This is a genomic window from Bradyrhizobium sp., from assembly GCF_035701725.1.
GTDB lineage: Bacteria > Pseudomonadota > Alphaproteobacteria > Rhizobiales > Xanthobacteraceae > Bradyrhizobium.
Window position 1 is genome coordinate 51,727 of the sequence record NZ_DASSRP010000415.1, and the last position, 25,502, is coordinate 77,228.

General features: G+C 63.8%; 21 protein-coding genes, 1 tRNA gene, 1 pseudogene and 1 riboswitch. Of the genes and pseudogenes, 12 read left to right on the forward strand and 11 right to left on the reverse strand.

The features are described 5' to 3' along the window. Positions 1–142 precede the first annotated feature (142 nt). Positions 143–1,156, forward strand: coding sequence for an Hsp33 family molecular chaperone (locus tag VFL62_RS25535; RefSeq protein WP_325175169.1), 1,014 nt, complete (start codon positions 143–145; stop codon positions 1,154–1,156). 38 nt (positions 1,157–1,194) lie between these two features. Here the strand turns inward: VFL62_RS25535 and VFL62_RS25540 are convergent, their stop codons facing one another. Both VFL62_RS25540 and VFL62_RS25545 read right to left on the reverse strand, forming a co-directional pair. Next, on the reverse strand, positions 1,195–2,676 hold the full coding sequence (locus VFL62_RS25540) for a D-aminoacylase (protein ID WP_325175170.1): 1,482 nt from the start codon (positions 2,674–2,676) through the stop codon (positions 1,195–1,197). A gap of 15 nt (positions 2,677–2,691) precedes the next feature. Then, on the reverse strand, positions 2,692–3,921 hold the full coding sequence (locus VFL62_RS25545; RefSeq protein ID WP_325175171.1) for an MFS transporter: 1,230 nt from the start codon (positions 3,919–3,921) through the stop codon (positions 2,692–2,694). Positions 3,922–4,155: 234 nt separating this feature from the next. On the opposite strand from VFL62_RS25545, the gene VFL62_RS25550 reads away from it, so the two are divergent. The 4 genes and pseudogenes from VFL62_RS25550 to VFL62_RS26955 form a co-directional block, all read left to right on the forward strand. Then, positions 4,156–5,040 carry a LysR family transcriptional regulator gene (locus tag VFL62_RS25550; protein WP_325175172.1) on the forward strand — a complete coding sequence of 295 codons (885 nt, stop codon included), beginning with the start codon at positions 4,156–4,158 and terminating at the stop codon, positions 5,038–5,040. Between the two features lie 92 nt (positions 5,041–5,132). Beyond that, a complete protein-coding gene (locus VFL62_RS25555; protein WP_325175173.1) occupies positions 5,133–6,419 on the forward strand; it encodes a D-amino acid dehydrogenase in 1,287 nt (428 codons plus the stop codon). Positions 6,420–6,514: 95 nt separating this feature from the next. Then, positions 6,515–7,522: a TRAP transporter substrate-binding protein DctP gene (gene dctP / locus VFL62_RS25560; protein ID WP_325175174.1), complete on the forward strand. Its 1,008-nt coding sequence runs from the start codon at positions 6,515–6,517 to the stop codon at positions 7,520–7,522. Positions 7,523–8,510: 988 nt separating this feature from the next. Next, positions 8,511–9,536 (forward strand): annotated as a pseudogene (locus VFL62_RS26955) (methyl-accepting chemotaxis protein); the annotation flags it as partial. A 699-nt stretch (positions 9,537–10,235) separates the two neighbouring features. Here the strand turns inward: VFL62_RS26955 and VFL62_RS25570 are convergent. Together VFL62_RS25570 and apaG are read right to left on the reverse strand one after the other, a co-directional pair. Beyond that, entirely contained in the window at positions 10,236–11,132 is an 897-nt protein-coding gene (locus tag VFL62_RS25570) for a tetratricopeptide repeat protein (protein WP_325175176.1), read from the reverse strand. 115 nt (positions 11,133–11,247) lie between these two features. Then, the gene (gene apaG, locus VFL62_RS25575; protein WP_325175177.1) at positions 11,248–11,640 is read right to left on the reverse strand and encodes a Co2+/Mg2+ efflux protein ApaG; all 393 of its coding nucleotides are present in this window, start codon (positions 11,638–11,640) and stop codon (positions 11,248–11,250) included. Between the two features lie 236 nt (positions 11,641–11,876). On the opposite strand from apaG, the gene VFL62_RS25580 reads away from it, so the two are divergent. The 3 genes from VFL62_RS25580 to VFL62_RS25590 are packed head-to-tail and all read left to right on the forward strand — an operon-like array spanning position 11,877 to position 15,105. After that, positions 11,877–13,136: an OpgC domain-containing protein gene (locus VFL62_RS25580; RefSeq protein ID WP_325175178.1), complete on the forward strand. Its 1,260-nt coding sequence runs from the start codon at positions 11,877–11,879 to the stop codon at positions 13,134–13,136. Continuing rightward, positions 13,133–13,945: an SGNH/GDSL hydrolase family protein gene (locus tag VFL62_RS25585; RefSeq protein ID WP_325175179.1), complete on the forward strand. Its 813-nt coding sequence runs from the start codon at positions 13,133–13,135 to the stop codon at positions 13,943–13,945. Before VFL62_RS25580 ends, VFL62_RS25585 begins: the two co-directional genes overlap by 4 nt. Then, on the forward strand, positions 13,942–15,105 hold the full coding sequence (locus VFL62_RS25590; protein WP_325175180.1) for an SGNH/GDSL hydrolase family protein: 1,164 nt from the start codon (positions 13,942–13,944) through the stop codon (positions 15,103–15,105). Before VFL62_RS25585 ends, VFL62_RS25590 begins: the two co-directional genes overlap by 4 nt. Before the next feature lie 114 nt (positions 15,106–15,219). On the opposite strand, the gene VFL62_RS25595 is transcribed toward VFL62_RS25590, so the two are convergent. Continuing rightward, the gene (locus VFL62_RS25595; protein ID WP_325175181.1) at positions 15,220–16,428 is read right to left on the reverse strand and encodes an O-succinylhomoserine sulfhydrylase; all 1,209 of its coding nucleotides are present in this window, start codon (positions 16,426–16,428) and stop codon (positions 15,220–15,222) included. Between the two features lie 68 nt (positions 16,429–16,496). Further along, a riboswitch (SAM riboswitch) is annotated at positions 16,497–16,576 on the reverse strand. A gap of 77 nt (positions 16,577–16,653) precedes the next feature. On the opposite strand from VFL62_RS25595, the gene VFL62_RS25600 reads away from it, so the two are divergent. Then, positions 16,654–17,787 carry a 2'-deoxycytidine 5'-triphosphate deaminase gene (locus VFL62_RS25600; RefSeq protein ID WP_414644844.1) on the forward strand — a complete coding sequence of 378 codons (1,134 nt, stop codon included), beginning with the start codon at positions 16,654–16,656 and terminating at the stop codon, positions 17,785–17,787. A 9-nt stretch (positions 17,788–17,796) separates the two neighbouring features. On the opposite strand, the gene VFL62_RS25605 is transcribed toward VFL62_RS25600, so the two are convergent. Then, complete coding sequence (locus VFL62_RS25605; RefSeq protein ID WP_325175183.1) at positions 17,797–19,131, reverse strand: sorbosone dehydrogenase family protein; 1,335 nt, start codon at positions 19,129–19,131, stop codon at positions 17,797–17,799. A gap of 193 nt (positions 19,132–19,324) precedes the next feature. Here VFL62_RS25605 and VFL62_RS25610 point away from each other — a divergent pair, with 193 nt between their 5' ends. Continuing rightward, entirely contained in the window at positions 19,325–20,767 is a 1,443-nt protein-coding gene (locus VFL62_RS25610) for an MATE family efflux transporter (protein ID WP_325175184.1), read from the forward strand. Positions 20,768–20,771: 4 nt separating this feature from the next. Here VFL62_RS25610 and VFL62_RS25615 read toward each other — a convergent pair whose 3' ends face one another. From VFL62_RS25615 to VFL62_RS25630, 4 genes are all read right to left on the reverse strand, one after another. After that, on the reverse strand, positions 20,772–21,170 hold the full coding sequence (locus VFL62_RS25615) for an SRPBCC family protein (protein WP_325175185.1): 399 nt from the start codon (positions 21,168–21,170) through the stop codon (positions 20,772–20,774). A 108-nt stretch (positions 21,171–21,278) separates the two neighbouring features. Continuing rightward, the gene (locus tag VFL62_RS25620; protein ID WP_325175186.1) at positions 21,279–21,638 is read right to left on the reverse strand and encodes a VOC family protein; all 360 of its coding nucleotides are present in this window, start codon (positions 21,636–21,638) and stop codon (positions 21,279–21,281) included. Positions 21,639–21,694: 56 nt separating this feature from the next. Further along, positions 21,695–22,546: an AraC family transcriptional regulator gene (locus VFL62_RS25625; protein ID WP_325175187.1), complete on the reverse strand. Its 852-nt coding sequence runs from the start codon at positions 22,544–22,546 to the stop codon at positions 21,695–21,697. Between the two features lie 11 nt (positions 22,547–22,557). After that, on the reverse strand, positions 22,558–23,136 hold the full coding sequence (locus tag VFL62_RS25630) for a methylated-DNA--[protein]-cysteine S-methyltransferase (RefSeq protein ID WP_325175188.1): 579 nt from the start codon (positions 23,134–23,136) through the stop codon (positions 22,558–22,560). Positions 23,137–23,494: 358 nt separating this feature from the next. Between VFL62_RS25630 and VFL62_RS25635 the strand changes: the two genes are divergently transcribed. Further along, positions 23,495–23,568 (forward strand) — tRNA-Gly (locus VFL62_RS25635). A 49-nt stretch (positions 23,569–23,617) separates the two neighbouring features. On the opposite strand, the gene VFL62_RS25640 is transcribed toward VFL62_RS25635, so the two are convergent. After that, a complete protein-coding gene (locus tag VFL62_RS25640) occupies positions 23,618–24,649 on the reverse strand; it encodes an LLM class flavin-dependent oxidoreductase (RefSeq protein ID WP_325175189.1) in 1,032 nt (343 codons plus the stop codon). A 445-nt stretch (positions 24,650–25,094) separates the two neighbouring features. Between VFL62_RS25640 and VFL62_RS25645 the strand changes: the two genes are divergently transcribed. After that, on the forward strand, positions 25,095–25,502 hold a 408-nt coding region (locus VFL62_RS25645), incomplete at its 3' end, for a DUF1223 domain-containing protein (RefSeq protein WP_414644845.1).

Consider the following 25,502-nt stretch of genomic DNA (forward strand, 5'->3'; position numbering starts at 1 on the left):
TGATTTGGCGCGGTGGTTGAAGCCCTTTAACGTGGTTGCCGCCTGTGGTTATGGGTCTCGGCGTTCGCCGGGACGACAGCAACCAGCGTTACCGCCGCATCGCCCCTTTCGCTTCGTACTCTCCGACCCCAGATAGAGCGCCATGACCTCCAATTCCCCCGACATCAAAATGAAAGAAACGCCGGTTCGCGCGCCGTCCTCGGTTCCGGTCGACGATGCGGTGCTGCCTTTCGAAGTCGCCGCGCTTGATCTGCGCGGGCGATTGACGCGGCTCGGCCCCGGGCTCGACGATCTCCTCGCCAAGCATGACTATCCGCCGCCGGTCGCCAAACTGCTCGGCGAAGCCATCGTGCTGACGACGCTGCTCGGCTCGTCGTTGAAATTCGACGGACGTTTCATCCTGCAGACCCAGACCGATGGTCCAGTCTCGTTCCTCATCGTCGATTTTCAGGCGCCCGACCGGCTGCGCGCCTATGCGCGGTTCGATGCCGGCCAGATCAAGGAAGGGCAGACCTCCGGCCAGTTGCTCGGCAAGGGACATCTGGCGATGACGATCGATCAGGGCCCGGAGATGAGCCGCTATCAGGGCCTCGTCGCGCTGCACGGCGACAGCCTCGAAGACGCCGCGCATGAATACTTCCTGCGCTCCGAGCAGATTCCGACCAAGGTGCGCCTTGCGGTCGGCGAAGAGTGGCGCGGTGGCGAAGGCGGCGCGCGGCGGCGCTGGCGCGGCGGCGGCATGCTGCTGCAATTCCTGCCCAAAGCGCCGGAGCGGGCACGGCAGGCCGATCTCGATCCCGGCGATGCGCCGGAAGGCACCGTCGCGCATACGATTGCCGAGGACGATGCCTGGGTCGAAGGTCAGTCGCTGATCGCAACGGTCGAGGACGTCGAACTGATCGATCCCGCGCTCTCCGGCGAGCGGCTGCTCTACCGGCTGTTTCACGAACGCGGCGTGCGGGTGTTTTCCCCGCTGGTGCTGCATGCGCAATGCTCGTGCTCGCGCGATGCAGTTTCTGCCATGCTCAACAGCTTTGCGCCCGAGGACCGCGCCGCGATGGTGAAAGACGGCAAGGTGGTCGTGACCTGCGAGTTCTGCTCGTCGGTCTATCAGTTTACGCCGCACGAGGCCGGTGTGGACGAGGGAGCGGCCTAGCCCCCTCTCGGCCGCGTCCGCGCGCTGCGCTTCCGCGATTAGGCGCGGTGACCTTGCGCATCGGCCTTGATGCGCGAAATGACCTGGCCGCGGCGGGCGCCGCTATGCGCGCCCTGATGCCAGGTCAGGGCGCCATTGACGATGACGGATTCGATGCCGTCGGCCGGCTCCGTCGGCGTGTCGTAAGTCGCCTTGTCGATCACGGTTGCCGCATCAAATACGGTGATGTCGGCATGCTGTCCCAGCGCGATGGTGCCCCGTTTCGCCAGACCGAAATTTTTTGCGGTCAGGCCGCTCATCTTCCAGACGGCGGTCTCGAGCGGAAACAGCCCGACCTCGCGGCTGTAATGCCCCAGCACCCGTGGGAAGGTGCCCCAGAGTCTTGGATGCGGCTTGGTCCCGCCCGGCAGGCCGTCGGAGCCGACCATGGTGCATTCGAACGACAGGATGTTTCTGACATCGCCTTCGTTCATGATGAAATAGATGGCGCTCGCCGGCTGCAGCCGCCGCGCCGCCTCGAGCCGGCTGACCTGCCATTCATCCGCAATATCGGCGAGATCGCGGCCGACATGTTCCGGATGCGAGGCGCATTCGGCGATCATGATGCGTCCGCGTAGTCTGGCCTCGTCGGTATGCAGCATGGTCGAACTGGCCGCATAGGGATAGCAATCGAGCGCAACGCACTGGCACTTCATCGCGGCGTCGATCAAGGGCAGGGTCACGGCGGACTTGCCGAAATTCGCCTCGCCGACCAGCTTGTGGTGGGAAATCACCACCGGCGCATTCAGCGCGCGGCCGATCTCGAACGATTCCTTCAACGACTCGACGCTGCCTTCGGCCTCGTTGCGCATGTGCGTCGCGTAGACCGCGCCGGTGCCGCCGATCGGACGGCAAACCTCGATGACCTCCTCGGACGTGGCCATCGCGGCCGGCGGATAGTAAGTGCCGGTCGATACGCCGATCGCACCGGCGTCGAGCGCTTCGACCAGCAAGCCGCGCATCGCGGCGATTTCCTCCGACGTCGCGGCGCGATCGAGCGAAGCCATGGTCATCAGGCGCAGCGTCGTATGGCCGACCATCGGGGCGACATTGACCGAGGCGGGTGTGCGCCGCAGGGTCTCCAGATAATCGGAAAAACGCTCGAAGGTGCGGGCGGACGGATCCCCGGCGCCCAGCAGGCTCTGCGGCATCGGACGCGGCAGATCCGGCTTCAGTGGTGCGAGGCTGATTCCGCAATTGCCAGTCACCACGGTGGTGACGCCTTGCGAGATCTTGAACGTCATCTCGGGCTCGGAGAGCAGGGCATGGTCGTCATGCGTATGGGAATCGATGAAACCCGGCGCAACGATTTTTCCCCGGGCTTCCAGCGCCACGGGCGCTTGCGCGCCCGACAGATCGCCGATCGCGGCGATCATGCCGTCGCGGACGCCGACATCGGCATCGAAGCGAGGTTGGCGCGTTCCGTCGATGATCGTCCCGCCACGGATGATGAGATCGAAAGTGTCTGTGCGGCCGGTCATGGCAACTCCTTGGGTCTATCGGGTGCCGGCGGGCTGGATGGCGAAGCCTGTATCCCCGGCCGGGCGCCAGTTCAAGGCGACGATAGCCGACGTGACGGCGGACGCCAGCAGCAGGCAGAAGGCCGCAAGATATGAACCCCCGGACGCCGCGATCAGCGCTCCCATGGCCGCTGGGGCCACCGAGCCGCCGAGCTGTCCGCCGAAATTCATCAGCCCGGTCGCGCTGCCGATCAAGTGCTCGGGGAAGTGCCGCAGCGGCGCGGCGAAAACCGTGGCATAGACGAAATTGAACGCCAGCAGCAGCAGCGTCCAGTACGCCAGCAGCAGGTAAAGCGAGGCGGTCGTGATCATCAGAGCGAGAAAGACCGCGCTGAACAGCGCGCCGAGCACCATGAACGTTTTCTCGCGTCCCTTGCCGTGCTTGTCCAGCAGCAATCCGACGATATTGGTCCCGGCGAACGCAATCAGGTTCGGCAGCATGGTCGCAAGACCGGCCTGCTTCAGATCGACCCCATACGTCTTCATCAGGTAGGACGGCATCCAGGACTGAACGCCGATATAGAGCAGACTGGTAAAGGACCAGATCGCGGTCAGTTTCCACGCCATCGGGATTCGCAGCAGCGATCCCCACGGCTGATGCGGACGGCTCGCCGCATGCTCGCGCTGGGAGGCGATGCCCCCGCGCAGCGCAAACCAGAGGAACAAGGCGACCGCAAAGCCGAGGCAGCTCAGAATGTGAAACGATCCGCGCCAGCCGAGATAGGCGACGGTCGCGCCGATCAGGCCGGCACCGGCGGCATTGCCGAGGAACACCGTGGAAATCAGGAACGACTTCGCCCGTGCCCGTTCCGATTTTGGAAAGACCTCCGCGACCGTCACCGAACTTGCCGGCGAAAAGCTTCCCTCGCCGAGGCCGAACATGAAGCGAATGGCGAGCAGCGAGGCGAACGACCAGGCGAAGCTGGTCGCGCTGGTAAAGATCGACCACATCACGATGCAGCACACCACGACGATGCGCGAGCCGTAGCGATCCGACAACCACCCGCCCGCGAGCTGCATCAGCGCGTAACTGACGTAGAAGACGCTGAGCAACATGCCGGCCTGGCCTGCATCGAGCGAAAATTCGCGGCTGATCGGGATGACCGCTACGCTCATCAGGATGCGGTCGGCATACCCGACCGCCCAGGCCAGAAACAGTCCGGAGAGGCAGGCGATCTTTTGCGATCTTGAAAAGCCCGATGTCACGAAGTCTCCCCTTGTGCGGCACATCTGGATTGGATGCTTCCGTCGCGCCAGACCATTAGTCCGGTTGATTTCGACTGTAGATGCCGCAGTTCGGGCGCGCCCAATGAAAAGGCAGGGACCCGATATAACCTCGGGTTATACGGATGGCGCAGGGTTGACAGCGCAAAGCGCGCAGGAATTGATGCTTCCGACAGCTTACGCGCGAGCCATCGCTCGTTACGCCGGAGGATATACGTGCGCTTGCGACACATCGAGGTTTTCAGCGCGGTCATGCTGACCGGTTCGACCAATGGCGCGGCCAAGATCCTCAATATTTCGCAGCCCGCGGTGAGCAAGATTCTCCAGCATGCCGAGCAGTCGGTCGGATTTCCCTTGTTCCTGCGCAGCAAGGGCAAGCTGGTGCCGACCCAGGAGGCATTGCAGTTGCAGCGGGAGTTGACGCCGTTCGACGAACAGTTGCGGCGCATCCGCCGCCTCGCCGCCAGCCTTTCGCAGGGGTCGGCCCGTCCGCTGCGAATTGCCGCGACGCCCGCGCTTGCGCACCATCTGTTGCCACAAGCCGTGGCGCGCTGGTGCCGCGCCTATCCGCAATCAAGCTGCGAACTTTCGGTGGCGCACACGCGCGAAATCGAACAGGCGCTGCTGCTCAACGAAATCGAGCTCGGCCTGACGATGCGTCCGGTTTCGCATCCCAATCTGGTGCTCACGGAGCTGCGCAGTTGCGGCCTGTGCGCGATCGCGCCCGCCCGCTGGTGGCCCGACAAGCTTCTCAAAAGACCGCTGCGCGCCGAAGAACTGACGGATCAACCGCTCATCACCATCGATGCCGAGGACCATCTCGGCAGCATCCTGTCCAACTGGATCGAGGATGCCGGAGCGAGCCCCAAGAGCGCCATTTCGGTGCAGACCTATACGCTGGCAAAGTCGTTGGTGCAGGCGCGCGTCGGCATCGCGCTGGTCGATTCGTTCACGGCGAACTATCCGCCCGGCGTCTCCGACATCCAGGTGCGGCCAGTCGAGATTGCCTCGAGCCTCAACGTCTATGCGCTGACCCAGCACGAGCGCCCGCCGCCGCAGACTGCCGAGCGCTTGATGAAATTCCTGCGCCAGGTTTGCTAGCCGCGGTCCGTTGGGGCGGGTGCGGGCTATAACCCGCGTCTATATCCCGCCCGCCGATCGATATTGGACGGCTCAGGCGAATTGAAGAAAAAGTGGCACCTGTTGATCGGGAGATTCAGGTCGCCATGCATGTCATCGTTCTCGGGGCCGGCGTCGTCGGCTTGACCACGGCCTGGTATCTGCGCGCCGACGGGCACGAGGTCACCGTCGTCGAGCGCAATAGCGACGTGGCGAGCGAGACCAGTTTTGCCAATGGCGGCCAGCTTTCCTACAGCTATGTCGCGCCGCTGGCGGGCCCCGGCGTGCTTTCGAAGCTGCCGAAATGGCTGCTGCGGGGGGATTCGCCGGTTCGCTACCGTCCGCGCGCCGATCTCCAGCAGTGGAGATGGCTGGCGCAGTTCGTGCGGGCCTGCACCCATCGCCAGAGCGAGGAATCGACCCGGCGGTTGCTGTCGCTGTCGTTCTTCAGCCGCGACCTGATGGACGAATTGCTCGCTGGCGAGCCTGACCTGAGTTTCGATCATGCCAACGCCGGCAAGCTCGTGGTTCATCGCACCAAGGCCTCGTTCGATGCGGCGCGGCGCCTGTTGGAGTATCAGCGCTCGCTGGGTTGCGAGCAGGAGGCGCTCGACGCTGCCGCCTGTGTCGCGAAAGAGCCTGCGCTCGCTCATCTTGCCGGCGACATCAGCGGCGGCATTTTCACCGGCAGCGAAGACGCCGGCGATTGCTACCAGTTTTGCGTCGGCTTGATGCGCCTGCTGCGCAAGCGTGGCGTGGTGTTCCGCTTCGGTACGACCGTCACCCGGCTGCAGCGGATATCGCCGCGGCGGATCAAGGCGTTCACTGCGGATGAGGATCTCCAGGCTGATCACGTCGTGATCGCAACGGGATCGTCGAGCGTCCCATTGCTTGGACGACTGGGAGTTCGCGCGCCGCTTTACCCGCTGAAGGGATATAGCCTCACGGCAACGCTGGATCACCAAGCCCTCGCGCCGCGCGTCAGCATCACAGACTACGAGCGCAAGGTGGTCTATGCCCGGCTCGGCGACCGGCTGCGGATCGCCGGCATGGCCGACATCGGCGGCCGGCGGGCGGACATGAACGCCGGGCGGGTTGCGACGCTGCGCGCTGCGGCCAAGGCGATGTTTCCCGGCACGGCCGATTTCGACACGGCGGTTGCCTGGTGCGGCCTGCGTCCCGCCACGCCGAAGGGGCTTCCGGTCATCGACCGGACACCCTTCGACAATCTTTGGCTCAACATCGGTCATGGCGCGCTTGGATTTACGCTGGCACTGGCGTCCGGGCGGCTGATCGGTGATCTCATCTCGCGCCGCAGGCCGGCCATTCCAACCAGCGGGTTTGCGCTCGCCGACGCCTGAAACGCCCCGCGTCCCGCCGCCGGCCCGCGCGCGTTATCGGTTTTTTTACCGTGTTTGCCGTCTATTACGCATCGCGTCGGGCCGCGGGGAAAGACATGCGTAACAAGATTTCGAGACGGCGTTTCCTGAGGGGTGCCGCGGCGGCCGGTCTGATGCCCGGCCTATCGAGCCGGCGGGCCTATCCGGCCGTGCCGCCGCAGGTCTTGCGGATCGGCACAACCAGTGCCCGGGAATCTCAGTTCGGCGCCGGCGTGGCGGAATTCGCCGCTCACGTCGAGCGGCATTGCGGCGGCCGTCTGCGGGTCGAGCAGTACCCGGCGGGTGAAGCGGGCGGCGAGCTGGAAATGTGCCAGGACGTTGCCGCCGGGACGCTGGATATGACGTTTGCGTCATCCGCCGTCTTTTCAGCCCTCGTACCTGGACTGAGCATCTTCGACATCCCCTTCCTGTTTCGCGATATTGCCCACGCCCGCGGCGTGATGGACAGCGAGATCGGCCAGGCGGCACTGGCAAGCTTCGAGCCGCAGGGCATCATCGGTCTTGCCTGGGGCGAAAACGGCCTTCGTCATCTCACCACCTCCGACCGTGTGGTGCATCGGCCGGAAGATCTCAAGAACCTCAAGCTGCGCGTGCCGCAATCCGAGGTGATGGTGGCAAGCTTCAAGGCGATCGGCGCCGACGTGCGCTCGCTGCCTTTTCCGGATCTGTACGCTGCCCTTTCGTCCGGCGTGTTCCAGGCCGAGGAGAATCCGATTCCGACCGTCCTTGCGGCGAATTTCGACAAGGTTCAGCGCTATCTGTGCCTGACCGGGCATGTTTACTCGCCGGCCGCCTTCCTGATGTCGAAGCGGGTTTTTGAGCGTCTGTCGCCGGAGGATCGAGCCGCGCTGCGCGGTGCCGGCATCGCCGGGAGCAAGGCCAGCCGCGCCTATGTCGATCGGTCCGAAAAGAGCGGTGTCGACGAGCTCAAGCGCCGCGGCATGCAGGTGGTCGACGATATCGACCGGCCGGCCTTCGCCGCCTCGCTCGCCAGTCTTGAAAGCCAGTTCCAGAAGCAGTTTGGCAAAGACAAGATCGATGCCATTCGCGCTTTCGGCAAGTGAGGCCAAATCGATGTCTTTGCTCTCTGTCGCGAACCGGATCAGCCTGAACGGTCGCCTGATCGGCGGTTTCGGCCTCTTGATGGTGCTAAGTGCGGGCACCTCGATCTTCTACAATCTTCGCATCCGCGACGTGCGCGATAATGTTGTGCATATCGAGCGCGCCTCGGCGGCGACCGACACGGTTAGCAATTTCAGCCGCGAGCTTCTGCTTTTGCGCCGCGTCAACGTCGATTACTTCCGTTCCGGTTCGGCTTCGGACCGCACGCGATCGATCGCCGCCTTCGAGCCTCTCGAAAAGTCGATCGATCGCCTGCGCGAGGTCGTGGGCCCGAGGGGCGACGCGCTGCGCAGCAGCCTTTCCAGCTATCACGCTGCGTTCAACAAGCTGGACGAGGACGTCAAGAAGCGCCAGGCCGCACTTGCCGCGATCAACGCCAGCGGCATCCGCCTCACCAACACGCTGACGACGATCACCCTCGAATTCGGCGCCGCGCATGAGGCGGCGCTCGCCCCGGCGCAGCGGCTCGAACAGGCGGTCCAGGCGCTGCGCGCGCTCGTCTATCGTTATCTCGGTGCGCCTTCCGCCACCGACATCGATATCATCGGTGCGGAACGGGAGCGGGTCGGCAGGGAAATGGCCGAGGTGAAAACCTTGCCGCCGGCCGATCCGGCGCTGGCCAAGATCGCTGCGGCACTGCCGGCACAGGTCGAGAAAATGCTGACGTCGGCCGAGCAGTTCATCGGTTCGTCCGTCTCGACCGAACAGAGCTTTGGGACCATGGTCAAAGCCGGCGTCAAGCTCGGTGAGGACGCCGAGGCGCTGCGCAACGAATATCAGACCAGCCGCAGCGAAGCGGTTTCGAGTGCCGCGAAAATCGCCGATGAGGCATCGACCGCGGGCACGGTTGCCGCGGTAACGTTCGGCGTCATTGCTGCCATCCTGGCGACGCTGATCACGATTTCCATCTCCATGCTGATCAAGCGGATGACCCGGACGATGTCGCAGCTCGCCGAGGGCGATCTGAGCGTCGAAATCGAAGGCACCGAGCGCGGTGACCAGATCGGCAACATGGCGCGCGCCGTCACCATCTTCAAAAACAACGCGCTTCGCATGGCCGAGGTCGAGTCCGAGAAGAACCGTCTGGCGGTTCAAACCGAGCAGGACCGCAAAGCGGGGTTGCGCGAGCTGGCCGCGCGACTCGAGCAGGCGGTCAAGAACATCGCCGACTCCGTTAAGCAATCGGCGCAGCGAATGCACGACGGCGCCAACACCATGTGCGGCGCTGCGGAGCGGACCAAGGCCCAGTCGAGCGCGGTTGCGACCGCCTCCGAGCAGGCATCGGCCAACGTTCAGACCGTGGCTTCGGCGGCCGAAGAACTGTCAGCCTCGATCCGTGAAATCGGTCAGCAGGCGCAAAGCTCGGCCAACGTCGCGCGCCGCGCGGCCGAGCAGGCGAGCCGGACCACGGCCACCATGGAGGGCCTGTCGCAGGCCGCCGACCGCATCGGCGAAGTCATCAACCTGATCAACGACATCGCCTCGCAGACCAACCTGCTTGCGCTCAACGCGACCATCGAAGCGGCGCGGGCGGGCGAGGCCGGCCGTGGCTTTGCGGTCGTCGCCTCCGAGGTCAAGAACCTTGCCTCGCAGACGGCGCGCGCGACCGAGGACATCGCCGCCCAGATCTCCGCGATCCAAGATGAGACCCGCGAGGCCGCCACTGCCATCAAGGGCATCGAATCCGTGATCATGGAAATCAACCAGATCGCATCCTCGACCGCGAGCGCCGTCGAGGAACAGGGCGCCGCCACGGCCGAGATTGCGCGCAACGTCCAGCAGGCCGCCGCCGGCACCGACGAGGTGTCGAGCAACATCTCGGGCGTGCTGGAAGCGGCGGGGGAAACCGACGAGCATGCGCGGATCGCGCTGCAGAACTCCAACGAATTGACCGATCAGGCCGACCGGCTCTGGCAGGCGGTCGTCGGCTTCGTCGAGGACGTGAAGGCCGCCTGATCGGGCCCGTCCCGCCAGCAGGCGACTGCCCGGCGCTGTCTTTTGAATCCAACATCAAGCGGCCGTCGCCCGCATCCAAGGTGATTTGCCCGACGGGCAAATCACCTGAAAGCGTGTCCAGCCCCGCTCGCAAAAATATTTGGCTTGGCCGTTTGGTAGACACAGCCTTAAGAGCGATTCCTGTCCCGCCTCTTCCGGAGGGGCGTTTCGCGATCGTCACGATACGTAGAGCGCGGGATGCGGTGGACGCGTTGGCGGCGCAAGACGGGCGCAACCGAGGCGGACGGCGAAGTCGTGTGGTCTTGACGCCTCGACGCTGGCGTTAACTCGGTGACGATGCTCCGCATCGCACCGGGGATGGTGGCAAGAAAGCCCGATCACCAGAGAGAGCACGAAGTAAGCCGTAACACCATCGCGCAGGGAATGCCGGCGTGTCGGCGAACCTGTGGTGACTAACTCGTGTGCTTTCTATCTTTGCACGCGAGGCTGCGGGTGCGCCTAGCGCCCGGCATTCCCTGCGCCCTCTTCACAAAGGAGGCGGAGATTGACCGAACAAGACTCGCGCCGATGACGCGGCGAGATTGCGGACGCATGCTTTCGCTGAAACCCGTCATCACCTCCCGCTCAGACGGCGGGCAGCAGCCATTTCCGAACACAGATCCGGAGCGCGGTGCGGCGGCCGGAAGCCTCGCCGGCCTCTCAGCGCTCGATCGTCACGACAGGATGAGGCCGCCACTCCCGAACCATCCGTTCCGCCTCGGCGATCTGCGCGCTCGTCATCTGTGCCATGAGCCGGTCTCGCTGTTCCACCGCCGTGTACTTCGAGGTGTCGACCAGATTGATGCCAATCTGCGGAGGCGGCCTGGTGTCGCCGAACGCGACGGCCAGGTTGAACCACATCAGGGCGCGGACATAGTCCTGGGCGGTGCCGCGGCCTGCGGCATACATCGCGGCAATGTTGTACTGCGGCGTGTGGATCCAGGTATTGCCGGGCCGGTCGTAAACCTTGTTCGCCGCGCGGCGGTACCAGCGAAAGGCCTCGGCGTCATCCTGCGCAACCTGAAAGCCGCGCTCATAAGCGATGCCGATGACGTTTTCCGCGTAAGCGGAGCTTTGATCGGCAGCGATGCGATACCACTTGAACGCTTCGGCAAAATCCTGCGGCACGCCCAATCCGAGCAGATAGCAGTCGGCGAGATTGTTCTGGGCGATGGCGAGACCACCTTGATCGGCGGCCCGGCGAAACCATTTCACCGCTTCGGCTTCGTTGCGTGCGACGCCGCGGCCTTGCTGGTACAGCACCCCGACCTCGTTCTGGGCGTCCGGCAATCCCTTGTCGGCCGCAAGGCGCAGCCATCTCATTCCGATCGCGTAGTCCTGTGGAACGCCCTGGCCTTTGACGTACAAGATCCCGAGCGCGCGTTCGGCATGAGGATTGTCTTGATCGGCCAGCGCCCCGAGCAAATTGAGGGCGGTCACATAGTCCCCGGCACCGACCGCCGCCTGCGCGTCCTCGAACTGGCCGGCGCCGGCCGGAGGCACGGAGGCGAGCATCGACACCATGACGGCAAATGACAGGAGCGGGTTTCTGAACACGATGGTCGTTTCGGTTCTTGGCCGGCTGAAGCTATGTTGCTGCAAAACCGGGTGCAATAGCCGCAATCTGCGTGGACCGGCGACGCCGCCTTGCGCCGCGGGGGCGGACGGCATGTCAGTTCAAGACGCGTTTGGCTTCCGGACTGTCGAGCGAAAATGTCGGGACGTCGATCTCGAACTTCTCGCCGCTTTCGCTGATCATCTGATAGCGCCCGGTCATGAAACCCGACGCGGTCGGCAACGGAACGCCGGAGGTGTATTCGAAGCGTTCGCCGGGCGCGAGCACCGGCTGCTCGCCGACCACACCCTCGCCGCGGACTTCCTGTTGCCGCCCGGTTGCATCGGTAATGATCCAATGCCGCGTCTGCAGTTGCACCGTCTCCTCGCCGGAATTGGTGATGACGATGGTGTAGGACCAGAAATACTGCCGGTTTTCCACGGACGAGCGTTCCGGGAGGAAATTCGGCTCCACGGTCACTTCGATGTTGCGGGTCACGGCGCGGTACATGCGGAATCGATCGTCGTCTCTCTGAGATTTGATAGTCTAACCGATCGCTGCATCAGAACCAATTGTGGCAAGCGTCGCTTGCGGTATTTTCCATCGCCGTTTCGCCACGGTTGGGGGCTAGCTGCGCCAGGAACCTCGAGCAGCCGGGATCACCGCGGCTTTGCTTGTTCCCCGTTGGCCTATAGACTTGCAGGATGCGTCGGCCGAACGGACCGTCCCCTTGAAGATGATCTGAGATGAGCTCGGTTGCCGATCAAATTTCCGGACCCCCGCTTGCGGCCGAAGCCGGTGCGCTGGCGCCCTCCGGCGCGCAGGCAGGCGCGGCCGCGATCGCGCGTCCCGCAACGTCCGAGCGCGAATTGCGGCTCGATCTGTTCCGCGGGATGGCATTGTGGCTGATCTTCATCGATCATCTGCCGCAGAACCTTCTGACCTGGCTCACGATCCGCAACTACGGATTTTCCGACGCCACCGAAATCTTCATCTTCATTTCCGGTTACACCGCTTCCTTCGTCTACGGCCGGGCGATGCGCGACGCCGGCTTCGTGGTGGCGACCGCACGCATCCTGCGACGGGTCTGGCAGATCTACGTCGCGCACGTGTTCCTGTTCACGATCTTTCTTGCCGAGATCTCCTATGTCGCCACCAGATTCGAGAACCCGCTCTACACCGAAGAGATGGGCATCCTGGATTTTCTCAAAGAGCCCGATGTCACCATCGTCCAGGCGCTGCTGCTGCGATTCCGCCCCGTCAACATGGACGTGCTGCCGCTCTACATCGTGTTGATGCTGTTCCTGCCGTTGATCCTGTGGCTGATGCGGCGGAGCGCCGACCTGACCCTGGCATTGTCCGTCCTGCTTTATGCCGCCACCTGGGAGTTCGATCTCTATTTGTCGGCCTATCCGAGCGGTTTCTGGGTTTTCAACCCGTTCGCCTGGCAGTTGCTGTTCGTGTTCGGCGCCTGGTGCGCGCAGGGCGGTGCACAGCGGATGTCGCGCATCCTTGCCTCGCGGATCACGCTCTGGATCTGCATCGCCTATCTGCTGTTCGCCTTCTTTGTCACGCTCACCTGGTACCTCCCGCAGCTCGGCCATCTGATGCCCAAGCGGCTCGAGCAATGGATGTATCCGATCAGCAAGACCGACCTTGACGTGTTGCGCTTTGCGCATTTCCTGGCGCTGGCCGCCGTAACGGTGCGCTTCCTGCCCAAGGATTGGCCTGGCCTCAAATCGCCATGGCTGCGACCATTAGTGCTTTGCGGCCAGCATTCCCTTGAGATCTTCTGTCTGGGCGTGTTTCTGGCCTTTGCCGGCCATTTCATCCTGGCGGAGTATTCGGGCGGAACAGGGTTGCACTTTGTTATCAGTATTTCCGGAATCCTGATTATGTCAGCCGCGGCCTGGCTCTTTTCATGGTACAAGCACTCTGCCGACAAGAGTGGCTCCAAAGCCAAGGCCACCGGCGGCAACGCCGATCTGGCGGGAGGGGGCGCATGAGGTCCGTCTCAGGGGCAATCCTGAGTGTGAGCGTGCTGGCCGGTTTTCTGGCTATAGCTCCCGTGCGCGCCGAAGATGCTCCTGCACCCAGTCCTATACCTGCTGCACCAAACCCTGCGCCTGCGGCCGCGGCCTGCGAGGTCCCGGACTATCTGCTTTCCAGCGACAACGCGCTGCCCAAGGTTGCCGAAGCCATCAAGGCAAGCCATCCCTTGAACATCCTGCTCGTCGGCAGCCGCTCCTCGACCATCAATACAAGCGCGACCTCCTCCGACGCTTATCCCGGACGGATGCAGGCCGAACTGAAATCGAAACTGCCGTCGATCGAGGTTAATTTGTCCGTAGAAATACAGGCAAAGAAGACCGCTGAAGAGGTCGCCGCTGACCTTCCGAAGCTGGTGGAAAGCAAGAAGCCGACTTTGGTGATATGGCAGACCGGAACCGTGGATGCTATGCGTTCCGTTGATCCGGACGATTTCCGCACCGCAGTCAGCGAAGGCATCGTCGCGATGCAGGAGGCTGGAACTGACGTCGTCCTGGTCAACCCGCAATACAGTCCGCGTACGGAGTCGATGATTTCTGCGTCCCCTTATCTGGACAATATGCGCGTGGCGGCTCAGGAGCACGAGGCTCCGCTGTTTGATCGCTTCGCGTTGATGAAGGCGTGGTCCGAAGCCGGAGAGTTCGACCTGTTCACCCCTGTTCATGGCTCGGAACTTGCCAAGCGGGTCCACAATTGCCTTGGGCGCGCGTTGTCGGAATTTATTATGGCTGCGGCTCATCCGAAGCCCGCGCCGGAGAATAATTGAGAAAGCCTGTGTTGATGTCCTGGAGTAGTTTCCTCCCTTTTGGCCGAACGGCGCGACGTGCGACCGCCGCAGCTTTGCTGCTGCTGGCGTCGGGCGCGATCGCGCCGATTTGCGCCGAGACGACCCAGCAGGCGGCCCTTTCTGATAGTCCCAAGTTCGACGGCGCAAAGGTCGACGGCGCAAGGTCCGACACCGCCTCCAAGCCGGAAGGCACCTCGCCGCTGACGCCGGTTGCGGAATCGTCGGGCCAGGGCGCCGCGCCGGCCGACGGCGCGAGCCAGACCTCACCCGAGCAGGCTTCGCCCGCGACCTCGCCGGCCAATCAGTCGCAGACCGACGCGCCGGCGCAATCCTCCAATCAGGCGCCGCCAAAGAGCATCACCGAGAAAGCCATCGACAAGTTCAAGCAGGTCGCAAAATCCGCTGGCGACATCTTCAGCCGCGTGCCTTGCCTTGCGCCCAAGGGGCTGCCGCGATCGCTCGGTTCGCTGCCACGCGTTGCGCATAAGCTTGTTGCCGGCGAGCCTGTGGTGATCGTCGCGTTCGGATCATCCTCGACCGCGGGCTACGGCACGTCGGCCCCGGAGTTCACCTATCCCAACCGGCTGGCGGCGCAACTGCAGCGGAAATATCCCACCGCCAACATCAGCGTCGTCAATCGCGGCCGCGGCGGCGAAGACGCGCCCGAAATGATGAAGCGGTTGCAAGCCGAAGTCATCGACATGAAGCCCGATCTGGTGATCTGGCAAGTCGGCACCAACGCGGTGATCCGCAATCTCGACCCCGATGCGACGGCGCAGATGGTCCAGGACGGGGTCGCCCGCATTCAAGCCGCGGGTGCCGATGTCGTGCTGGTCGACCTGCAATATTCACCGCGCGTGATCGAGCATCCGGAAGGCGCGAGCAAGATGGTGAAGCTGTTGTCCAGGATCGCCCAGCTCCGCCACATCGGCGTATTCCCGCGCTTTGAGGTGATGCGGCAGTGGCACGAGAACCAGTCGCTGCCGATCGACACTTTCGTGATTGCCGACGGCCTGCACATGAACGATTGGGGCTATGCCTGCTTCGCCCAGTTGCTGGGTGACGACATCATCCGTTCCGTCGGCCAGATCAAGCTCGGCGTCAACGTGCCATCCGGCCTGCCAAACCGGCCGATGTGACGCCATCAGGCGTCATCCCGGGGGCGTGGCGACTAGCGAATAGGGAGTGGTGAGTAGCGAATAGGAAATAGCGTGTAGAGTAATCACTATTCGCTACTCCCTTTCCGCCATTCGCTATGCCGCCGCCAGAGCGGCATCAAGATCCTCGATCAGATCGTCGGCATGCTCCAGGCCCGTCGAGAAGCGGATGAAGCCGTCGCTGATGCCAAGCTCGGCGCGCGCCTCCGGCGACAGCCTCTGATGCGTCGTGGTGGCGGGATGGGTGACGAGGCTCTTGGCATCGCCGAGATTGTTGGAGATGCGCGCCAGCTTCAGGCCGTTCAAGGTGCGGAACGCTGCTGCCTTGCCGCCCTTGACTTCGAAGCCGACCAGCGTCGATCCGGCGCGCATCTGCTTCTTCACGAGCGCGGCCTGCGGATGATCGTCACGGCCCGGATAGACCAGGCGCGAGATTTTCGGATGTCGTGCCAGCGCGTCGGCGATCTTGGCGGCTGTCTCGGTCTGCGCGCGCACGCGTACAGCGAGCGTCTCCAGTCCCTTGAGCAGGACCCAGGCATTGAACGGCGACAGCGAGGGCCCGGTCTGGCGCATGAAGTTGTGCAGGTGCTCGGCAATGAAGGCTTCTGACGACAGGATCATCCCGCCGAGACAGCGGCCCTGGCCGTCGATGTGCTTGGTTGCGGAATAGACCACGACATCGGCGCCGAGCGCGAGCGGGCTTTGCCAGATCGGCGTGGCGAACACGTTGTCGACGATCAGCCGCGCGCCGCTCGCATGGGCGATCTCGGCGATGCCTGCGATGTCGAGCACGTCGAGCGTCGGGTTGGTCGGGCTCTCAAGGAAGAAGCTGCGGGTCGTTGGCCGCACCGCACGCTGCCACTGGTCGAGATCGAGGCCGTCGACGAGCGTCGAGGCAATGCCGTAGCGCGGCAGCAAATCCTCCACCACATAGCGGCAGGAGCCGAACATCGCTTTCGCCGCCACGACATGATCGCCGGCCTTGAGCGGAGCAAGGATCGCGGTCGTCACCGCCGCCATGCCGGTCGCGGTCGAGCGGCCGGCTTCGGCGCCTTCGAGCTCGATCATCCGCTTTTCGAACATCGCAATCGTGGGATTGGAATAGCGCGAATAGATGTAGCCGGGGTCTTCGCCCTTGAAGCGGGCCTCGCATTGCTCGGCGGTGTCGTAGACGTACCCTTGCGTGAGAAACATCGCCTCCGACGTTTCGCCGAATTCCGAGCGGATGGTTCCGGCGTGGACCAGCCGGGTTTCGGGGCGGTAGCGGGCAGGGGAAGCGGGCGTGGCAGAAGCTGAGCTTGACATGTGACCTCCTGGCCGCCTTCGAAAACGGCCATAAAAAAACCGGCCTGGAGCAACTCCATGAGGCCGGGATCACACTGTCCCCGGCCTGTTTAGCGACTTGTTTAACGTGGCTGCAAGCCGGCCGGCTCAAATCACCACGGGATAAGTCATGCTGATATTCGCTCGTACCCTTTCCGTCAAGCCGACCATCGGATAACCGGTAAAAGGCCCTATTTTCAGCGCCTAATGGCCCCCGTAAGGATCGCAACCCCCGTGAGCTTCACGCTTCCGTCCGGCGCCCATGGCATCCTGCCCGACCGCATGATCGCGGCGATGGCCGATTCCGGCCTGATCCTGCCGGTTTACCCGTTCGTCGAAAGCCAGATCCAGCCGGCGAGCCTCGATCTGCGCCTCGGCGACATCGCCTACCGGGTGCGGGCGAGCTTCCTGCCGGGGCCTGGCGCGACGGTCGCCGAGCGCATCGACGAACTAAAGCTGCACGAGATCTCGCTGGCCGATGGCGCGGTGCTCGAAACCAACTGCGTCTACATCGTGCCGCTATTGGAATCGCTGGCGCTGCCGCCGGAGATCGTTGCCGCGGCCAACCCCAAGAGCTCCACCGGGCGGCTCGATGTCTTCACCCGTGTGATCGCCGACGGCACGCGCCGCTTCGACATGATCGGTGCCGGCTATCATGGTCCGCTCTATGCGGAGATCAGCCCCAAGACGTTTCCGGTGCTGTTGCGCGAGGGCTCGCGGCTCTCTCAGGTTCGCTTCCGCGCCGGCGATGCGATCCTCAGCGCCGACGAACTCGACGCCTTGCATCGGCTGGAACGGCTGGTCGATGTCGATAAGGCCGATCTCACCGGCGGCGTCGCATTGAGCGTCGATCTCTCCGGCGAAAAAGCCTCTGGCTTCGTCGGCTACCGCGCCAAGCGCCACACCGGGGTGGTCGATGTCGATCGGCGCGGCGGCTATGCGGTGGAGGAGTTCTGGGAGCCGATTGCGGCGCGCTCCGACGGCAGCCTCATCCTCGATCCCGGCGAGTTCTATATTCTGGCCTCGAAGGAAGCCGTGCAGGTGCCGCCGGATTACGCTGCGGAGATGGTGCCATTCGACCCCCTGGTCGGCGAATTCCGCGTGCATTACGCCGGCTTCTTCGATCCCGGCTTCGGTTATGCCGGCGCCGGTGGCAAGGGCGCGCGCGCGGTGCTCGAAGTGCGCTCGCGCGAGGTGCCGTTCATTCTCGAGCACGGCCAGATCGTCGGCCGTCTCGTCTACGAGAAAATGCTGTCACGGCCGAATGCGATGTATGGCCAGCGCATCGGTTCGAACTATCAGGCCCAGGGCCTGAAGCTCTCCAAGCATTTCCGCGTCTAGTCGCTCCGTTTAGCGCTTCGCCGGCGTGACGCGCCAGATCGTGTTGCCGACATCATCTGCCACCAGCAAGGCGCCGCGCTTGTCGATGGCCACTCCCACGGGGCGTCCCTGCGCTTGCCCGTCCGCATCAAGAAAGCCGGTGAGGACGTCGCGCGGCTGGCCTGACGGCATGCCGTTCGTGAACGGGACGAAGATCACCTTGTAGCCGGAGCGCGGCTTGCGATTCCACGAGCCGTGCTGGCCGACAAAGGCGCCGTTCGCCATCTCGGGCGAAAACAACGTGCCGGTGTTGAACGCCAGGCCCAGCGAAGCCGTAAGCGCGCCGAGCGCGTAATCCGGCGCAATCGCCTTCGCGACCAGATCCGGCCGCTGCGGCTGCACGCGCTCGTCGACATGCTGGCCGTAATAGCTGTACGGCCAGCCGTAAAATCCGCCGTCCTTCACCGAGGTCATATAGTCGGGCACGAGATCGTTGCCGAGCTCATCGCGCTCATTGACGACAACCCACAGCGCGCGGCTTTGCGGCTGCCAGGCCGGCCCGTTCGGGTTGCGGATGCCGGAGGCGAAGACACGCCATTTGCCGCTCGAGCGATCGACTTCGAGCACGGCGGCGCGGTTGGTCTCGGCCTCCATGCCGTTTTCGCCGATGTTGCTGTTGGAGCCGACCGTTACGTAGAGCTTCGTCCCCTCAGGCGAAGCGACAAGATCCTTGGTCCAGTGATGGTTGAGCGGGCCTGCCGGCAGGTCCGCCAGCTTGGTTGCGGGCGCGGTGATTTTCGTGTCGCCGGGGCGGTAGGGAAATTTTACGATGGCATCGGAATTGGCGACATAGAAGTTGTCGCCGACCAGCGTCATGCCGAACGGCGAATTCAGCCCTTCGAGAAAGACTGACCTGGTTTCGGCGATGCCGTCGCCATCAGCGTCGCGGAGCAACGTGATACGGTTGGCAGGTCGCGTGTCGGCGCCGGCGCGGCTGAGCACGATCTTCGTAATCCAGCCCTTGATGCCCCTAGTCTCCTCGGGGCGCTCCGGCGCGTTGGTTTCGGCGACCAGCACGTCGCCGTTCGGCAGGACATGCAGCGTGCGGGGATGGTCGAGCCCGCTCGCAAAGGCATTGACGGACAGTCCATCGGCGGCGACCGGCTTGGCGCCGGCCGGCCAGCCCACGGCCTTGGCGACATTGACAGTCGGCACCAGCGATTTCTCGGGCGCAACCAGTGTGGGCGTCGGGCCGAAGGTCTGCCCGACCGTCGCGGTTTCCGGCTCGTTGCAGCCGGCAAGCGATACAGCCAGGCCCAAAGCGACGGCTGCAAGCCGACGATTTCGACAAGGAGATCTGCGCATCGTGCCCCCGCCTGCGGCGCATCATGCAATCCGGCGCCGGTCAGGATATACCACGAAATGCGCCGCTTCCTTCGCCGCCGCGGAATAACGGCGATTTGAGCAGTCGGCCCATGCGCCGCCGGCTCTGGCATCGTGCCGTGCCAATGCGTAACGAGAAAAGCAGAAGTCGGTTACCGACAGGCCGGGAGAGGAAATGTCCGAAATCAGCGACGCCGCCATCGCCGGTTCCGACGGTGCGTCTCTCCCGCCGAAAAATGCGCTGATCGATGCGCCGATCCTGCGCACGCTGCTGCGTCTGGCCTGGCCCAATGTCGTTGCGCTCAGCGCCGGGACTTGCGTCGTGATTGCCGAGACCTCCTATATCGGCCGGATCGGGGTCGAGCCGCTGGCGGCGATGGCGCTGGTGTTTCCGTTTGTGATCCTGACCATGACGATGTCAGGCGGCGCGATGGGCGGCGGCGTGGCGTCGGCGATTGCCCGCGCGCTCGGCAGCGGTGACCATGATCGTGCCTCGACGCTGGCTTCTCACGCGCTCCTGATCGGTTTTGTCTTCGGGCTGAGCTTTACGGTCGGCATCCTGATTTTTGGCCCGATGCTTCTGCAATTGCTAGGCGGCCGCGGCGGTGTGCTCGCCCATGCGATCGCCTACATGCAGGTGTTCTTCAGCGGCGCGGTGTTGCCGTGGGTCATGAATTCGATGGCGGGAATTTTGCGCGGCACCGGCAACATGAAGTTGCCGTCGATGATGATTCTCTGCGCGGCGGTGCTTCAGATCGTCTGCGGCGGCGCGCTCGGCCTCGGCTTTGGACCGATCCCGCAATTCGGCATGCGCGGCGTTGCGGCCGGCGCGCTGATCGCCTTCTCGGTCAGCATTGCCGTGATGGCCTGGTACCTGTTTTCGGGTCGCGCGCGGGTCGTGCCGAAAATCGTCGGCCTGCACGTGCAATGGACGATGCTTGCCGACATTCTCAAGGTCGGCCTCATCTCGTGCTTCTCGCCGCTGCAATCGGTGCTGACCATCAGCGTCTTTACGCATCTGCTCGCCGTCTTCGGCACCGAAGTCCTCGCCGGCTATGGCATTGGCGCCCGGCTCGAGTTCATGCTGACCTCGCTTGCTTTCTCCGTCGGCATCGCCTCGGTCCCGATGGTTGGCATGGCGATCGGTGCGGAAAAGATTGCACGCGCCCGGAAGATCGCTTTGACCGCCGGCGTGGTTTCGTTCGTCGCGGTCGGTCTGATCGCGACCGTCATTGCGGTCTTCCCCGACATTTGGGTCGATATCTTCACCGGCGATCCCGGCGTGCGCGCCGCCGGCCGGCGATATCTGTCGATCGCGGCGCCGATGTACGCTTTCATGGGCCTTGCGATGTCGATGTATTTTTCCTCGCAAGGCGCCGCCAAGATGCTGGGGCCGGTGCTGTCGCAGACCGCGCGGCTGGCGTTCATCGCTGCCGGCGGCGCGTGGCTGACGGCGCGTCACGCCGCCGCATCGGACTTCTTCATCCTCGCCGCCGCCTCGATGGTCCTGCTTGGCGTATCGTCAGCGTTGAGCGTGTTCCTGACCCGGTGGGGGCCGTCGCCGCGACCGGCCGTGCCAAGCCGCGCGGCGCTTTCCGCCGCGATCGAACGAGGCTGAGGGCTCACGGGCCTCCAAGCGTCTTCTGCATCGCCACGGCAGCGAGGTCCATCTGCTCGGAAATATAGGACGCGAGCTCGTTCGGCAGCACGTCGACGATCCAGATGATCCGGCTGCGCCCATCGCCGTCGTCGAGCACTTGCACCGACCCGTTATAGTGGTTGATGCGCTCGCGGCCGACGATGGCATAGGCGATGCGCCGCCGCGCATCGTCGCAATCGACGAAGTCCTCGCGCACCACATTGCCGTTGTGGAAGGTCACGATGCGCGCATTGCCATCGAGGCGGCAGTCGGTGACGAAGCCTGGGTTCAACCGCTGATGCACGGCACCGAAATCGCGCACTGCGTCCCAAACGACGCCGGAAGGCGCGTGGATGGAGATGTCCTTGTAGATCGAAGCCATGTTAGATCCTCATTGGTTGTCATTCCGGGGCGTGAGCGAAGCGAGCGAACCCGGAATCCCGCGATTCCTGGTCTGGTGCCACGCACCATCCGGGAATGACGTGACATCCTATGTGCACACGGCTTCGACATTGTTGCCGTCGGGGTCGATCAGGAACGCGGCAAAGTAGGTCGGGCTGTAATCCTTGCGCGGACCCGGCGCCCCATTGTCGCGACCGCCGGCCTTGAGGCCTTCGCCATGGAATTTGCCGATCGCCTCATGATTGGAAGCTTTGAACGCGATGTGCGCGCCGGTGCCGGTCTTGCCCTCCTGCAGGTGCAGCCACAGCGCCGGCACGCCCTTCGGCCCAAATCCGGCGCCGCTTGCGTCCTTCGTACACAGGACATAGCCAAGCGGGGCGAGCGCCGCCGTATAGAAACGAACACTAGCCTCGAGATTGCTGACTCTGATTCCGACGTGATCGTACATGGTCGTCTCCATTCGTGCGTGGGCTTTGAGCCCGCGGGGAATGGCGACGACGCTAGTCAGTTCAGCGCGCTGCCCGCTTGGAGAATCTTGCGTTTTGCCTTGGCCGTTCCCCGGGAAGCCTCGCGGAACGCGCCCGGCGAGACACCGGCGGCGCGGTGGAAGGTGCGTACGAAATTGGAGAGATCGCCGAACCCGACGTCATAGGCGATGTCGGTGATCGCGATCTCTTCCTCGATCAACAGCCGCGCTGCCTGGCGCAGCCGCGAGCGCACGAGGTATTGGTGCGGGGTGACGCCGAGCACCTTGGAAAACAGGCGCAGGAAGTGGAACGGGCTGACGCCGGCTTGGCCCGCGGCAGCATCCAGATCGATCGGCAGGTGTGAATGGGCCTCGATCCAGGCGGCAGTTTCGACCGCCCGCCGCCGGTCGCGGGCCGTGACGTCGACAGATTTGCGCGCGCGATCCGAGATCGCATCGACGAAACGGCTGGCAAACAGATATCCGATCTCGTCCAGGCCGATATCGCTGCGTCCATCCGCGGCGGCCTGCGCCAGCTCGCCGAGTACCATCAGTTCGGGGAGCGGCGGCGCAGCGCCGACCTGCCACGCCTCGCGCCGGCTGCCGATGGTCTCGACCAGTTCGGACTCCAGGAAAAACGACAGGCATTCGTCGCCGCAGATGTGCTCATGGGTGCAGACATATTCGTCGCCCGGAAAGCCGACCAGCACCGATCCCGTCACCAGTTCAAAGCTCCGTCCGCGGGACTGGCAGCCGAAGCTGCCCTTGCGTACGTAAGAGACCGAGTGACACTCAAACTGTTCCGCAAACGGCTTCGCGCCCGGACCCGCCGTGCAGCGGAAATCCGTCACCGAGATCGAGCGGTGCTTCAGCAGGGTCGTCCTGATCATCAAGAGGAAATTTAGTGAGGCAGCCGTGGCGGGGCAACCGGCAGCAGCACGTCCAGCAGCGTCTTGCTGGTGGAACTGACCGCGCCCTCGATCGACAGCAGGCGCCGTTTGGAAATCAGCCCGGCATGGGGTGACATCCGGTCGGCATAGCCGCCGGCCTCCAGCACGCGGTGGCAGGGAACAATGATGACAAAGGGATTACGGCCGAGTGCCTGGGCCACCGAACGTAAGGCGCTGGGCGAGCCGAGCCGGGCGGCGATATCGGCATAGGTCACGGTTTCGCCGCGCAGCACCCGTTGCGTGATCTGGTAGACGCGCTGGTCGAAGCCGTGGACGCCGCGCATGTCGAGCGTCACGTCGGAGAAATCGGCCGCATCGCCGTGCAGCAGGGCGACCATGCCCTCGATGGCGGCTTCGGAATTCGGCGCCGGCTTGGTTTCGCGCGCCTCGGGATAGAGCTGAAACAGCCGCCGCCTGGTGTCGATCTCGCGCGCCTCGGGAAGCTGGACGCCGACGATTCCGGCCTCGCTCCAGACGACCGCGCATCGGCCAATGGCCGAGTCGAAAATGCTGTACGCCCGCCCCAACATGCTTTCCGTCCCCGAAAGCATCATAACACCGTCACAATTGACCGCATCTGAAAAATGAAGGTTCGGTTAAAAAGGCGGGTGGTCTCACGGTCGTAAGCGAGGACAGGGCCGTGAGCGGCAAAGTGTGCGCTTGGAGGCGACCGGATCGCGGTGCGTGAGAGCCGCATGCATGTCGCCCGCGCGTGAGCGGCGTGCACGCGCCCATCAACTATTATTCAGTTCTGGCGTTACCGGCGCTTTGCTAGAGGGTGCCGCACCGGACTCCCCCGTCCGGGACAACCTGGTAAGGCCGTCGAGCGCACCATACTGCTTGGCGGCCTTGCTGTTTATGGGCGAATGCCGCAATGTGCTGGCCATCGCGGGCGTAGTTCAATGGTAGAACGGCAGCTTCCCAAGCTGCATACGAGGGTTCGATTCCCTTCGCCCGCTCCAACCTGGACCCGGCCGTCCGGTCGGACAGCCGCACCCAACTCATCACCGATCAAGCCAGCATGTCGTTGACGAGCGGGATGACCTTGGTGCCGTAGAGCTCGATGCTCTTCATCAGCTTCTCGTGCGGCAGGGGACCTGCGGAATATTTCAGATGAAAGCGCTGGATCCCGAGCGCCTTGATCGTCGCAGTCAGCTTGCGCGCCACGGTCTCCGGCGAGCCGACATAGAGCGAGCCGTGCCCGGCCTCGCGCACGAATTCGTCGCGGCCCATCGGCGGCCAGCCGCGTTCCTTGCCGATGCGATCTCGCATCGCCTTGTAGTCCGGCCACAGCTCCTCGCGCGCCTGTTCGTCGGTTGCGGCGACATAGCCGGGCGAATGCACGCCGATCGGTTTGGCCGTCCGGCCGAACTGGTTCAGCGCGCGGTGATAGAGATCGACATAGGGTTTAAAGCGCGAGGGGTCGCCGCCGATGATGGCAAGCATCAGCGGCAGATCGTAGTGCGCCGCGCGCACCACGGACTCAGGACTTCCGCCGACGCCGATCCAAGTCTTGAGCGGGCCGTGCTCGATCGGCGGATAGACCAGTTGATCCTTCAACGGCGGGCGCAGGTGGCCCTGCCACGTCACCGGCTCTTGTTTCAGAAGTGCAGCGAACAGATCGAGCTTCTCCTCGAACAGCGTTTCGTATTGCTTGAGGTCGAACCCGAATAGCGGGAAAGATTCGGTGAACGAGCCGCGGCCCAGGATCACCTCGGCGCGGCCGTTCGAGGCCGCGTCGACGGCCGAAAACCGCTGGAACACGCGGATCGGATCGTCCGAGCTCAAGACCGTGACGGCCGAGCCGAGCCTGATACGTTCGGTGCGCGCGGCAATTGCCGCCAGCACGACTTCAGGTGCCGAGATCGCGAAATCGGCACGGTGATGCTCGCCAAGCCCGATGAAGTGAATGCCGAGCTTGTCGGCGAGCACAGCTTCCTCAATGACGTTACGGATCACCTGCGCGTGCGGCAACAGTGCGCCGTCAGCGCCGCGTGTGACATCGCCAAACGTATCCAGTCCAAATTCAAAGGCTTTGGTCATCGGTCCAATCTCGACGGGGAAATCTGCTGGTCGAGATAATGATCAGCCGGACCCGCGGCTAGACCGGTCGACGAAACCCTCGGTTTCCATTTTGGAGGGCGGCGGCTCCTCTTCGCGTTCAGCCCACGCTCGACGGCGATATCGCGCGACCGCCATTGCAGGGTGTATTTTCAGCGGATTTCAGAAAAGTGAAGGCCGCCGCGCGTAACAAGGTAGCCCATTGGGGCGAAATGGGTGACGAACTCACTCAAGGAGGATCATCATGTTCTCGCGCCCAGTGCCCACTTTCCGAAGTTCGTATTCCATCGCCGCACCCGCCTTCGCGAACTTCGGAAAATTATGGGCACTAGCAAACTTATTATTTCAAGTACCGCTTTATCGATCTGAAGTCCCTGATCGAATTCGCCGCTCGTGGTGCAGGGACTTCAGATCGGCGGTACTTGTCCTGCCGCTCGGATTGATCGCCAGCCTCTCGCCTGTCGCGGCCAACGCTGCCGAGCGGCCTGTGGTCGTCGAACTCTTCACCTCGCAGGGCTGCTCGTCCTGCCCGCCCGCCAACGCCTATCTGAATGAAATGGTCAAGCAGCGCCGCGACGTGCTCGCGCTCGCTTTCCATGTCACCTATTGGGATCGTCTCGGCTGGAAGGACCCGTTCTCGATGGAATCGGCGACAGATCGGCAGGCCGTCTACGGCCGCCGCTTCGGCGACGGTTCCTACACGCCGGAGATGGTCGTCGACGGCGCGTCGAGCGCGGTCGGCTCCGATCGCGGCCAGGTCGGCTCGGCGATCGAGAACGCCAAGCGCAACGGACAGACCGCTGCGGCCGTCAACGTGACGCGAACCGGGGATCAG

Coding starts and splice junctions, on each gene's coding strand:
- VFL62_RS25630 (WP_325175188.1), bottom strand. CDS start 23,136: ATGTTGGGGCGGGCGTACAGCATTTTCGACTCGGCCATTGGCCGATGC.
- VFL62_RS25625 (WP_325175187.1), bottom strand. CDS start 22,546: ATGATCAGGACGACCCTGCTGAAGCACCGCTCGATCTCGGTGACGGAT.
- VFL62_RS25540 (WP_325175170.1), bottom strand. CDS start 2,676: ATGACCGGCCGCACAGACACTTTCGATCTCATCATCCGTGGCGGGACG.
- VFL62_RS25535 (WP_325175169.1), top strand. CDS start 143: ATGACCTCCAATTCCCCCGACATCAAAATGAAAGAAACGCCGGTTCGC.
- VFL62_RS25605 (WP_325175183.1), bottom strand. CDS start 19,131: ATGCGCAGATCTCCTTGTCGAAATCGTCGGCTTGCAGCCGTCGCTTTG.
- VFL62_RS25580 (WP_325175178.1), top strand. CDS start 11,877: ATGAGCTCGGTTGCCGATCAAATTTCCGGACCCCCGCTTGCGGCCGAA.
- VFL62_RS25620 (WP_325175186.1), bottom strand. CDS start 21,638: ATGTACGATCACGTCGGAATCAGAGTCAGCAATCTCGAGGCTAGTGTT.
- VFL62_RS25640 (WP_325175189.1), bottom strand. CDS start 24,649: ATGACCAAAGCCTTTGAATTTGGACTGGATACGTTTGGCGATGTCACA.
- dctP (WP_325175174.1), top strand. CDS start 6,515: ATGCGTAACAAGATTTCGAGACGGCGTTTCCTGAGGGGTGCCGCGGCG.
- VFL62_RS25585 (WP_325175179.1), top strand. CDS start 13,133: ATGAGGTCCGTCTCAGGGGCAATCCTGAGTGTGAGCGTGCTGGCCGGT.
- apaG (WP_325175177.1), bottom strand. CDS start 11,640: ATGTACCGCGCCGTGACCCGCAACATCGAAGTGACCGTGGAGCCGAAT.
- VFL62_RS25610 (WP_325175184.1), top strand. CDS start 19,325: ATGTCCGAAATCAGCGACGCCGCCATCGCCGGTTCCGACGGTGCGTCT.
- VFL62_RS25595 (WP_325175181.1), bottom strand. CDS start 16,428: ATGTCAAGCTCAGCTTCTGCCACGCCCGCTTCCCCTGCCCGCTACCGC.
- VFL62_RS25600 (WP_414644844.1), top strand. CDS start 16,654: ATGGCCCCCGTAAGGATCGCAACCCCCGTGAGCTTCACGCTTCCGTCC.
- VFL62_RS25615 (WP_325175185.1), bottom strand. CDS start 21,170: ATGGCTTCGATCTACAAGGACATCTCCATCCACGCGCCTTCCGGCGTC.